Source organism: Kribbella sancticallisti (assembly GCF_039530625.1).
Lineage (GTDB): Bacteria > Actinomycetota > Actinomycetes > Propionibacteriales > Kribbellaceae > Kribbella > Kribbella sancticallisti.
Genome location: NZ_BAAAOS010000026.1, coordinates 1 through 11,609, shown reverse-complemented (window position 1 = coordinate 11,609; position 11,609 = coordinate 1). Strand labels below are relative to the sequence as shown.

Here is an 11,609-nt window from a genome sequence, read left to right as displayed (position 1 = left end):
GTGCAGGTCCCGCAGCTCGCTGTCGACGGATCCGAACACCGCGGTTCTGGATAGATCGGAGTGATACCCCTCAACCGAGCAACCGATGTCGAAGCGGATGACATCGCCTCGGCGCAGCGCGCGATCCGAGACCGGCATGTCGACCAACGCTCCCCGCTCCGAGAACCCCAGAGCGCTGAGCAACGGATGCGCATCATGGTCAACCATGACCCGGCGAACCGCCCGCAGCATCTCGCGCTCGGTGATGCCAGGCCGAGCCTCGTCGAGAGCTGCTGTGATCCCGGCCTCCGCAGCCAGGTTCGCTCGTCGCAGGCGATCCAGCTCGTATCGATCCTTGACACTGCGTGCCTTGCTGAAGAGCTCCGGATCCGCCACCAGAAGCAAATCGGGCCGGCTGTCCGCAAGGGCATCCAGAACCTCGGCTGCGACATGACCGTCGTGGACAATCAGTTGGCTGTCAGGGAGACCGTTCAACGCTTCGACAACGGCCTCCACGGGGGTGTTCCCCGACGTCCTGCCTGCACCGATCGAGAGCTCGTCACCGCGATAGACGAAGTGTCCGTGAGCATGCACCAGCTTGCTCTCGTAAACCTCGCAGATCCACCCGAGCTCGGAGGCCGGCGCCACTACATGGCAATCTCCGACCGAGCCGACCAGCGCGGCCAAACCACCGCGGTCGTAGTACACGTGCGGTACACCTGCAAGCGCCGTCAACCATCGCACGTTCGCCACCGAGCCTGCGAGAGCGGTGGCACCATTCGGCAGCTCCGCGCGCAACCTCTCCGGTCGGCTGCGACTGGCTTCCGCGGCCTCAGCAAAGTTCAGATAGACCACGGCTACCGCCTCCCGAGATTGCGGAGCAGGAAGAGAGCATTAGCCGGTCGTTCGGCCAGCCTTCTGGCGAAGTAGACGAACCAATCCTGGCCGAAGGGCACGCAGATCCGCACCGGCTGACCTGCCGCGACGAGCTGTTGGGCCAGTGCATAGCGAACGCCGTAGAGCATTTGGAACTCGAAGTCCGAACTCTGCTCGAGCGCGACATCGGCCGCGACGCGGATCGCTCGTTGGTCGTGCGTGGCGACCGCGGTGAACTTGGCATAGGTCAGCGCGGTCCGGGCCAACTGGTCGTACGCGACGTCGACATGGTCCTTGCGTTGCAGAGCAGCCGTGCCCGGCTCCAAGTACGCACCTTTGACAACCCGCACGTTCGGCTCGAGAGGCAGCAGGTTGATCAGGTCATCCATGGTGCGGTGCAAATACGCCTGGAGTACTGTTCCAGTGTTGTCGAGGCCCTCGCTGCGCAATGCACGGTAGATGGCAAGCGTGTCATCGACGACAGCAGAATGCTCCATGTCCAAGCGAGCGAATGCAGAATGCTTCGCGGCCAGCGAAACGATCCGCAGTGCGTGCCGGAGCGCTAGTTCCCGGTCGACCTCGAGTCCAAGGTGGGTCAACTTGATAGAGAAGGTAGTGTTCAATCGCTCGGCAGCGATCGCGGGAATGAGCTCTTCATAGATCCTTGCTGCTTCGGCAGCTCCCTCCTTAGTGTGAACAGCTTCACCCAAGGCAATCACGTAGGTACGCATACCGTCAGACCCGAGCTGCTGCAAGACCGGAATACATTCATCGAGGGATTCGCCCGCGACGAAACGGTCGGCTCCCGCCTCCAGTCCGCGCCTATCCGCGATTGCTTGGATTCGCCGATTACCGGCGACGGACAAGATGAGCGATCGAAACGCAGGCTGGCCAAGTCGACCGAAAATGCGTAATGCCGGCACGCTTATCACCTTCCTCGAAACATGCAGGAAGCCTATGCCGCATCGGCGCTTGATGGTGTTGGGGATTCTGATGCTCCCGGTTAGCCGCGGTTAATACTGCAGCAGTAGGTGTCCGACGCGGTGGTCGGCGTGGTGGAGCGCCGGCCTAACAGGTAGGAGGTCTCGTGCTCGGTCAGCGCGACGAGTCCTGGCATGGGATGGTTGTGCACTCGTGCGGTCGTGGCTGTGATGGCGATAAGTCGGGAGTCGGTGATGTCGATCAGCGCTCAGCTGTGCCAGCGGTGACCTTTCTCGCCAATGCCTGGACTGAGCCGGCGCCACGCTCGTGACGACAGTCGGCGGGCCAAGGGCTCATCCCAGTGTGTTTCCCGGCCGGAAAGGTCACATGACGCGCGCGGGCCACCGCCAGCGCGCACCGTATCCGCTGGCGGTTCGTCCGCAGGGTGCTGCCGAACGGCGGCGACCACATCGAGCCGCTCGAAATAGTCCGGCTCGCCGCAGTGCGGGGAGGCGGTCGGCGACGACATCGAGCTCCTGCTGGACGTGCCCACGTGGCTTGACCTCGCGGTCGCGGTCTGGCCGTCCATTCACAGAAGCTGCGCGCCCGAAAATGACACTGAGGGGCGCCGCGACATTGAACTGGTCGCAGCACCCCTCAGCGTGTTATTCGCTTACTCGCCGACCAGTTGGTCGTAGTGCGTGGTCAGGGACACGTGGCTGACGCCGTTGAACACCGCGCCTGGGATCCTGCCGTACGACGTGATCGCCGTCGCCGCACCGTTCGCCTTGCTCATCGCGAACTGGTACCCGGTCTGGACGTTGTGATCGACAGCCACAATCAACGAACCGCCACGAGTCCCGCAGCCCTGCACGACCAGAGACTCGTACGCGGACCAGCCCGCCGAGCGGATCAGCCTCAGCACCGGCTTCGCCCCGGCCGCGACCGGGATGCGCACGGTCCAGAGCGCACCGGCATTCGTCGTCATCAGCAACGTGTCATACGTCGCGGTCTCGCTGATCACGGTCATCGCCTTGAACCCGCGAAAACCTGGCAGCGGGCCGAGCGCGCGGAACCCGGTACCCACGATCTGGTACCGGTACAGGCTGCCGTTGGTGTTCAACCCATACAGGTACGCGTGCCGCGGCTGCGCGACGCTGTAGTTCGACGTGGCGATCGACTTGAAGCTGCTCCAGCCCGTCCCGACCTTCTTGAACGTCGGAACCGGTGACTTGCTCTCATCGGCCGGCAGGTACGTCGTGTGCCGGTACAGGCTCCCGCCCTGCAGCAGCAGACCGTAGTAGTAGAACTGGGTACCGGCCGCGTTAACAGCCCCGTACCAGGTCGCATTAGCGCGGGTGCCGACGAACTTGTACGGCTCGAGCGAGTCGGCCTGCGGAGGCCGCCCCGGAATGCTGTAAATCTCCTGCATGGTGCCTGCGGCGGTGGGTACGCCGACTGCACTCTCGCAGGGCTCAGCAGTGGCAGCCTTGGCCGCGTTCGGCTGGGCGGTCTTACCCACGAAGTACGGCTTCGGGTCGGCCTGACCGGTGGCGGCGGCCGGAACGGAAGCAACCGTCGCGGCGAGCAGCCCCGCGCCGGCTAGTGCAAGCGCAAAGCGCTGCGATTTCATAGGAGTCTCCCCCTCCAGAAAGAGTCTCGAACAGCTCGAGATCGGGCCGACTATAGCCAAGCCCCGCGGCGGCGCTTCATGACGCGCCGCCGCGGGGCAACTTGTGCTAGGCGCGCAACGTGAGCGGGCGCTGCATGTTCAGCCGGACTTCGCCGTGCTGGTCGCCATGGATCCGGAACAGCGGAGACAGACCGCGGTGGTCAGTGTCGGCTGCACCGTACGCCGGTACACCAGCTCGTCCGGCGCGTCGAGCGCCGCGGCCGCAGTCAAGAACAGGATGCCTGCTTGCCGGTCACCCTCTTGAAGGCGTTCACCAGCTCCAGGCTCACCCGCCTATCCGCGCTGGCGTTGACCCGGCGCACCGTCAAGACAAAAGGTCGACCAATGGTGTCGGTGATCTCCCTCGCCCGGGAGCGCAGCAGTGCCCCAACAACGGCAACCGCTGCTCGGGCGGGTCGGTCCGTAGATGCGACGGCAATTTCCACCACTGTCCATGCCCACCAGCTGGCCAGCACCTTCGGTGCGACGTCGGCCAGCAACCCAGCAGCGAGCCCGATAGCACTGACGCGCGCAGCTTGCGGTTCTCGGTCAGCATCGACTCCAGGCTCACGTTGCCCGGCACCGACTTCACCGCCAGCAACCGATCGGGCGCGCCTCTCGTTCACATGACGGGGCTATTGGAGCCGCCAACGGGCACCTATTGAGATAGCTTCGCGCAGAACCTGGTCTTGCGATGGTCCCCTTCAGGCGGCCGCTCGGTGACGCGTGCGTGCACGACGACAAGCCGCTGAACGACCTCTACGACCGAGCGGGAACGCAGTCACTTCGGAAGGTCCTGGATCAGGTGACTCAGGAAGCAGGATCCACTGCCAACGAAGTGGTGCTGGCCTGGATAATGGGCGGCGAGTTGCCGATTACTCCATTGATCGGCGCATCATCGGTGGCCCAGCTCGACGAAGGCTTGGCCGCGGTTGCTCTCGAACTGACCGACGAGCTGCGACCTGGCTGGTTGATCGTCTGTGCGCTGGGCAGTCAGTGGCCGTCCGATGTTCGTCCAGGATGTCAGCCGAGTACAGAGGTATTCGACACGCGTACTCGTCACCCGCCGGAAAGCCCGTTCGACAGAGAGGAACAGCATGCGTTTCGGTTTGAAGGTAAATCCGGCCGGATGGGACGAGGCTGCCCACTGGGCAGGGGTAGCAGAAGCTGCCGGGTTCGACTGCCTCTGGACGGGCGACAACCTCCGACACCCCAGGGACCCGGAGATCCCGGTGCTGGACGGTCCCACGGTCGTCACCGGCTGGGCGGCGACGACGTCGCGAATCCGGGTCGGGCTCCTGGTCGCCAATCTGGTGTTCCGGCACCCGACGGTGCTTGCGAAGCAAGCCGCGACGATGGATCAGGTCTCCGGAGGACGCTTCGACTTCGGCATCGGGTCCGGCCTCTGGCCTTCCGACCACAGCATGGCCGGCGTACCGATGTGGACACCACGGGAGCGCACTGACCGGCTGGCCGAGTTCGTAGCCATCGTGGACCGTCTGCTGTCGGGTGACGTGACCGACCACTCAGGCGCGTACTACCCGTACTCGCTGGCTTCGATGTCACCCGAGGCCGTGCGGCAGCCTCCCCTGATAGTCGCCGCCAACGGGCCACGGGCCCTCGCAGTCGTCGCCGCGCATGCGGACGGCTGGGCGACCTTCCCAGGTGCCGCCTCCGAGGACGAGTTCTACGAGGAGTCCGTTCGCCGGAATCAGTCTCTCGATGAATTGCTCGACGGCCGCGCGATCCGACGGATCCTACTCGCGTACGGAGCTATCAATCCGTGGGAGTCCCAGCACGGGTTCGCCGCGCTGGTGAACCGGTTCGCCAGGGTCGGGTTCGACGAGATCGTCGTCTATGCCCCGAAGGCGCACGAATTGCAGGTCTTCGATCAGGTCGTGGCCAGACTCGACGACTACCGCTGAGACGAACCTCCCACGACCCATTTCTCGAGTTGGATGATCAGGACCGCCCGCCACACCAATCGTGCCAGGAGCCCGGGGACCGGTTGCCCGCTGTGGAGCCGGCGAATCACGTCGGCATCGTCGCACCGTTGACGGATGTCGTCGCGGGACGCAGGCGGTCCCGGCCCCCGTCAGCAGATCAGCCGAAACGGTCGGCGAGCACACCACCGATCCATGCATACCGCCGGGGCCGCCACGCAGGTACCAAGCGCGTACCGTACGCCGCCCGCGCCGTACCCAGGCGCGAGGAGTCTTACCGACAGCGCTACTGGCGGCATCTCGTCGCCCAGCAGCGATGTGGTCCGGGCTCCGAGAAGTTGCCGGACCACAGATCACCGGAGACGAGCGCGAAGGCACGCTCTGAGTTGACATCACCGACCCAATCAATCACTGGATTCTGATGTGTCGCACAGGTATCATGATCTAGTGATGTATCATTCCTCGCGAGCTGCAGACCCGGCCGCAATGCTTGAGGTGGGCCGCGCTCTGAGCTGCGAGAACCGACTCACCGTCCTCGTCGCGCTCCTTGAGGGACCATCGACCGTAGGGACGCTGGTCCGGCATACCGGCACCAGCCAGCCGAACGTCTCCAATCACCTCGCCGTACTGCGCACGTCGGGCCTTGTCACGGCAGAAAAGGTCGGCCGTACGGTCCAATACCGCCTCACATCATCTGAGGTCGCATCGCTCGTCCGCGCATTGATCGCGGTCACATCTTGACCGGGAAGTGGACGCCTGCCGCGATCGTATGGGCCGGGTTGTTCTCAGCACTGCACTGGTGGTGGGCACTCGGCGGCCGCTCCGGACTCGGCGCTTCAACCCCAGCCGCTGACGCCGCGCTCGAAACGCCCTGGTTCGCGGCGTACAACCTCGGGGTCGCACTGGCTAGTGCGGCACTGGCGGTCTGGCTGTGGTGGACTCGTCCGGAACGGAGGGCTGGCACGATTGGCGCGCGCAGCAGGCTCAACTGGGCGCTCGTCACGGTAGCTGTTCTGTTGGCAGCCCGCGGCGGTGTCGGCGTGTGCCTCATGCTTTTCGATGTTCTGCGCGGCGAGGGCGACCATTCAAGCCTGCTCCTCGTCGCCATCGAACCGTATTTCCTACTCGGCGGTCTCATCCTCGGCTTCACATGGCGCACTCGCCACCGGTGGCCGGCGGGCGCTCCCCGGACACGTAGCGCAGATCCCACCTGATCCACATCGGGGGTCAAGTAATCGGCGTGTGTGTAACATCTTTACTTACCTTCTCGCGATCAGGAGAACCATGACTGCACAGCCCGACCTTTTGGAGATCGCTCCAAGCCTCTACCGCCTGCGCATCCCTGACGGCGAGGCGCACCTCCTCAACAGCTATCTGTGGCTGGGACCAGACAGCGTCGCGTTGTTCGACACGGGCTGGCAACATAGTGCACCTGTCGTGGAGGCCGCCCTGCACGCGCTCGGCCGCTCTCGCACGGACGTGCGACAGGTGGTACTGAGCCACTTCCATGAGGACCACGCCGGCGCCGCGGCCGAGATTGCTACCTGGGGATACGCGGAGATCATTGCCAGCGCGACCGAGGCGCCGGTCGTACGAGGTATCGACGAGGGCGCCCTCCCCCGCCTGACCGCAGCCGAGGAGGCTATTCACCAGACGCCGACCGAACCACCGCGAGCACCGGCGTGTCGGGTCGACATCGAGGTTGACGACGGCGACGTCCTGCAGATTGCGGGCGAGGCGCGAGTCCTTCACCTGCCAGGGCACACCCCTGGCAGCATCGCCCTCCACCTGCCACGGCTCGACGTCGTACTGACAGGCGACACCGTGGCCGAGTTCAACGGTCAGGTAGTGCTCGGGGTCTTTAACGTGGACCGCGCCGAGACCCGTCGATCGGCTCTCAGCATTGCGTCGACAGGCGCCCAGATCGCCGGCTTCGGGCACGGCGAAGCAATCTTTGCCGACGCCGGCACACGGATCGGGCATGCCGAGGACCCATTCGGGGACCCGGCGCCCCGCACTGGCACGTCAAGCACAATTCGAAGCTGACCGCAACTCGAACTCGCGAGCACATGTTACGGCAGTTGCCTGGGAGAGCGTGCATCAGCCACACAGGCCCTGAGTGGTTCTGGCGGTGTTCTCTGTGACGTCAGATCTCCGCGAAATCGACCCAGGCAGGGGTCGTTGAGGTCAGGCTGGGGTCAACGATCCGACCCACCTAGCCAGCTTGGAAGATCGGTCGACGACACGCTCACCGCATGGTCCTATGGGTGAACCAGTGCCCTCCGAGTGACCCACTTGCCCCCGGCTGCCTAACCGCCCGCTAATCGCTCACGGATGGCACGGCAGCTACCGGCGTAGGCTGCGCCTCATGGTCGACGATGAAGCGAGGCAGACGCTCGCGAATCAGCTACTTGCGCTGCCGACGCCCGAGCTCGTTGATGTCCTCCGGCGGGTTCTGCCGTACAGAGCGAGCTCCCGTCACGGAATGGCCTCACGCCTTGTTCTTGCGCAGGTTACTCGGCTACAAGGCAACTTTCGCGGGCAGCGCGACGGGGAGATCGCCGTGGTGGCCTGGCCCGACCGAGAGTATTACGACGGAGGGTTCGGCCCGGAACCTGAGCTATGGGAGGACGGCACGTGCGCCGGCTGTGGAGTGGAGGTCGTATCCACCGCCAAGCGAGCCACGTGTCCGGTGTGCGCAATGCCTTGCCAGCTCACCTAACTTCGCCGCCCGGCGTGCTCGGTCGACGGGCCCTTGCTGACCAGCGTCGCCAGAGCTGCCCCGTCCCCCTAATGACTGCCAAACCCAGGCCAGCGCGGCGCATGTCAAGAGTCGGCTTGCCGATCCCGTAGGGACGCGGAGCGCTCTTGATGTGGGTCGTGGTGGCCGTACGATCGAGCGGCGAGGGGGACGGGGCTAACCGGCGGTCAGACGCCAGGACTTGGCTCGTGGCAGTTGGGATCGCGTGAACGGGGAAGCGTCCTGCTGCTGGGCACCGGCGAGGACGGCGCCCTGGCGCCGCCCGCCGTCCGGGGCCGCGCGCCGAAGGCGCGCCTTGATCCGTAAGAGCCAAATTCAGCAAGAGGCATCAGGTGGCACACGACAGCATCAGGTGGCACACGACAAAAAGCGTCGCGACTTGTCCTCCGTCGACTGATGTGCGACACCTTTCGTCAGGTGATCTGCGACAGTGCGGAAGCGCGGACCGGCCAGATCGAGGCTCTCGTTCGACCGCCGGTCATTACTGGATACTGCCTCAATGATCAAATTTCGATTCGAGCTGTACCCACTGGACGAGGTTTCGCCGTGGGGCAGCGACCAGCCGAGCCTCCATTGGTTCGGGCTCACCGAGGGCTGGTACTGGCTCGAAGCAAGCGGGCAGGAGCTGCTGCGCCGCACCCAGCAAGGTCACCCGCATCCCTACATCGACTACCACCTGGCCCGGCTCTGGGAAGACGTCATTGTCCTTACACCGGAGGTGCTGGAGCCGGTGCCCGACGATCTGCAGCCGTTCATCGCCTCCCACCCCGCGCAGTGGACGTGTGACCCGCTCGAGTTCATGGCCGAACCGGATGAGGAACGGACCGATGACGAGAACGCGGACGTGCCCGATCATCCCGTCGTCACCGCCGCGATCTGGTACGGCAAGCACTACCTGGACTTCGGTTACCTGCGCAGTCCTCCAAAGCTCCGGTACTGGCGTACCACCCGCGGCGATCGCGACGAGATCACCATCGATTGGCGGCACGAGGACGACGGCGAGATCGGTTTCACCGCCGACCCCACAGTCCGGCTCAGCGTCCCGACCACCGCGTACCTTGAGGCCGTGCACACCCTCAACCGCGAGCTGATGGACACCATGGGGCGGCGAGTCGAGGAGTTGGAACACCGCGGCGGGCTACCTGGTGTGGACCTCGACCTTGTCCATCTGCGGCAGGAACACGAAGACCGGCGGCATTGGCTTGCCAAGAACCTCGACCGCTCCCCGGAGACCGACTGGAATGTTGTCCGCCAAGGTGCCCGCCTGCTGCTCGGTGACGCTCAACGGGCCGACGCTCCAGCGGGCTAGGCATTCCTTCGAGCACCTGACCGGGCCAGCATCCGCTCCTCGGCTACTTGTGCGGTGCGTTGGCCGGCGCGCCAGGTAGTCATCCAGGCTTCTCGCCTGTCGTACATCAGTTGGCGGACCTGTGTCGCAGATCAGTTGTCGGATCACAAAAAGAGTCGCGGCTGTGCTTACCAACGGGGCGACGATGCGTACGCCAAGTCGAGCGTGATGCGGCTCGTGCCTTGATCTACCGAAAGTGTCGGCGGCGTCCTCCATCCTTGTCGCATGTCGGAGCGTCCCGAGCACCTTGGCGTCCCCCGTCTGTTCGTGAGCGCTCGAATTCACCTGAACCGCGCTCTGGAGCAGCGGCGCGAGTGCATCCGACGCTGGGACGAGATCCGGCAGCAGGGACCGTTCTCCGCCTGGCTTGAGAAGTCGCGCGAGGACACAGTCGAGCTCTGGTGCGCGTATCGACCCAGTGCACTGCAGTTGCGCGCCATCGACGAGGCGGCCGGCATCCTGCTTAGTGAGGTTAAGAGCGCCATGGACGCCGCCGTCTTGTCCCTGCTGCACCTGCTGGCTGGGGCGGAAGTTGCCCGCGAAGATGGCGTCACCGAGGGGTCTGCGGTGAGGATCGGTGTGCGTAGCGAGGGAGCACCACCGATGCCGCCACGTCAGTCCAAGGTCGAGCTGTATGCCGGGCTGCGCCGAGATTCCCGCGCGGTCTTTCGAACCGGGCTCTGGAGCGTAAGTACAGCGTCGGTTGGCGCACCGTTCAGCAGGCGTTGAGTTCGGCATGGCCACCGGCGCGGCAAGCGTGTGGCCACGGCGTTCGAAGCTGGATCCGTTCAAGCCGGTGATCGACGAGATGCTGCTCGGCGACCTGGACGCGCCAAGGAAGCAGCGACATACCGCGACTCGGATCTATCACCGGCTGATCGACGACCACGGTCTGCTGGATGTGTCGTATCAGTTGGTGCGTGGCTATGTAGCCAGACGGCGCCCGGAGATCCGGATCGAGGCCGGCCGCGGGCCGGCGCAGGTGTTCGTCCCGCAGTCGCGTCTGCCTAGTGCAGAGGGCGAGGTCGACTTCGGGGAGGTGATGATCCGGCTGCGCGGTGAACACGTGACCTGCATGTTGTTCTGTCTACGGTCGTCGTACTCGGGCAAGGCGGTGCACCGGGTCTTCGCCTCCGGCGGTCAGGAGCCGTTCTTCGTAGGCCATGTGCACGCCTTCAGCGTGCTGGGTGGTGTGCCGTCTGGCAAGATCCGCTACGACAACTTGAAGGCCGCCGGTCGCCAAGGTGCTGGGGTCGCTCGGCAGCGGGTCGAGACCGAGCGGTGGACGGCATTCCGCTCTCATTTCGGGATCGAGGCCTGCAACTGCCAGCCCGGGCTTGAGGGTGCGCACGAGAAGGGCTGCGTCGAGGGACAGATCGGCTGGTTCCGTCGCAACCATTTGGCGCCGGTCCGGAGGTCGATTCACTTGCTGAGCTGACCAGGTGATCGATAGGTGGAATCTTGGCGATGAGTCTCGCAGGATCGGTACCCGGGCCCGGACGGTGGGCAACCTGTTCGCGGTCGAGCAGTCGTTGCTGAAGCCTCCGCTGTGCTCGGTGTTCGAGACCTGGCGCTGGGATCACACCGCAGGTCGACCGGTTCTCCCAGGTGACCATTCGCACCAACCACTACTCGGTCCCGACGCGGCTGATCGGCCGCCAGGTCAGGTGTCGCTGAATGCTTCCGACCTGGTCGTGTACGACGGCCGCACCGAGGTCGCCAGCCACGAACGGCTCCTGGCCAAGGGCGGGTCCCGCCTCGAACTTGAACCTACCTGGAGGCGCTGATCCGTCAACCCGGTGCGTTACCCGGTGCGGCCGCACTCGAGCAGGCCTGTGCCGGCGGCTGTGGGCGCGACCCTGCCGGACAGACCATCGGCGAGTTCGGCGACGGTTCAGCGCCGGCGTAGCAGCACGTCTTGGGCGGCGGGTGCCTCGACCAGGGTGCCCTGCCACTGCACGAGGTCCAGCCCGATGCATCCGCCCACTGCGATGGCTAATCTCGGCCTACCAGGCAGGACTCATCCATTGGATGAGTCCTGCGACCTGGGTGTTGACCGTCGTTCTGGATGACGACGTGTCGGTCGGTGTCCGTCGCTGAGGTTGCGGA

The 11,609-nt window shown here is 64.9% G+C and carries 11 protein-coding genes and 1 pseudogene; 8 read left to right on the top strand and 4 right to left on the bottom strand.

Annotated features, from left to right (window positions below):
• The 4 genes from ABD255_RS20630 to ABD255_RS20615 form a co-directional block, all read right to left on the bottom strand.
• Positions 1-834 (bottom strand): M24 family metallopeptidase (locus ABD255_RS20630; protein WP_344216330.1); only part of this gene is annotated, 834 nt, incomplete at its 3' end.
• 2 nt (positions 835-836) lie between these two features.
• A complete protein-coding gene (locus ABD255_RS20625; protein ID WP_344216328.1) occupies positions 837-1,778 on the bottom strand; it encodes a proline dehydrogenase family protein in 942 nt (313 codons plus the stop codon).
• A 671-nt stretch (positions 1,779-2,449) separates the two neighbouring features.
• A complete protein-coding gene (locus ABD255_RS20620) occupies positions 2,450-3,409 on the bottom strand; it encodes a hypothetical protein (RefSeq protein WP_344216325.1) in 960 nt (319 codons plus the stop codon).
• Between the two features lie 138 nt (positions 3,410-3,547).
• Positions 3,548-3,679, bottom strand: coding sequence for a hypothetical protein (locus ABD255_RS20615; protein ID WP_344216323.1), 132 nt, complete (start codon positions 3,677-3,679; stop codon positions 3,548-3,550).
• Between the two features lie 463 nt (positions 3,680-4,142).
• Between ABD255_RS20615 and ABD255_RS43800 the strand changes: the two are divergent.
• The 8 genes and pseudogenes from ABD255_RS43800 to ABD255_RS43790 form a co-directional block, all read left to right on the top strand.
• Positions 4,143-4,391 (top strand): annotated as a pseudogene (locus ABD255_RS43800) (aldo/keto reductase); the annotation flags it as partial.
• Between the two features lie 154 nt (positions 4,392-4,545).
• Complete coding sequence (locus ABD255_RS20610) at positions 4,546-5,373, top strand: LLM class flavin-dependent oxidoreductase (RefSeq protein WP_344216321.1); 828 nt, start codon at positions 4,546-4,548, stop codon at positions 5,371-5,373.
• A gap of 468 nt (positions 5,374-5,841) precedes the next feature.
• Complete coding sequence (locus tag ABD255_RS43795; RefSeq protein WP_425554479.1) at positions 5,842-6,132, top strand: ArsR/SmtB family transcription factor; 291 nt, start codon at positions 5,842-5,844, stop codon at positions 6,130-6,132.
• Between the two features lie 543 nt (positions 6,133-6,675).
• Positions 6,676-7,437: an MBL fold metallo-hydrolase gene (locus ABD255_RS20605; protein WP_344216319.1), complete on the top strand. Its 762-nt coding sequence runs from the start codon at positions 6,676-6,678 to the stop codon at positions 7,435-7,437.
• A gap of 1,214 nt (positions 7,438-8,651) precedes the next feature.
• Positions 8,652-9,461, top strand: coding sequence for a DUF5984 family protein (locus ABD255_RS20600; RefSeq protein ID WP_344216317.1), 810 nt, complete (start codon positions 8,652-8,654; stop codon positions 9,459-9,461).
• Between the two features lie 264 nt (positions 9,462-9,725).
• The gene (locus ABD255_RS20595) at positions 9,726-10,229 is read left to right on the top strand and encodes a hypothetical protein (protein WP_344216315.1); all 504 of its coding nucleotides are present in this window, start codon (positions 9,726-9,728) and stop codon (positions 10,227-10,229) included.
• Between the two features lie 7 nt (positions 10,230-10,236).
• Complete coding sequence (locus tag ABD255_RS20590; RefSeq protein ID WP_344216313.1) at positions 10,237-10,938, top strand: hypothetical protein; 702 nt, start codon at positions 10,237-10,239, stop codon at positions 10,936-10,938.
• A gap of 170 nt (positions 10,939-11,108) precedes the next feature.
• Positions 11,109-11,177, top strand: a complete 69-nt coding sequence (locus tag ABD255_RS43790) for a Mu transposase domain-containing protein (RefSeq protein WP_425554480.1) — start codon at positions 11,109-11,111, stop codon at positions 11,175-11,177.
• Positions 11,178-11,609 lie beyond the last annotated feature (432 nt).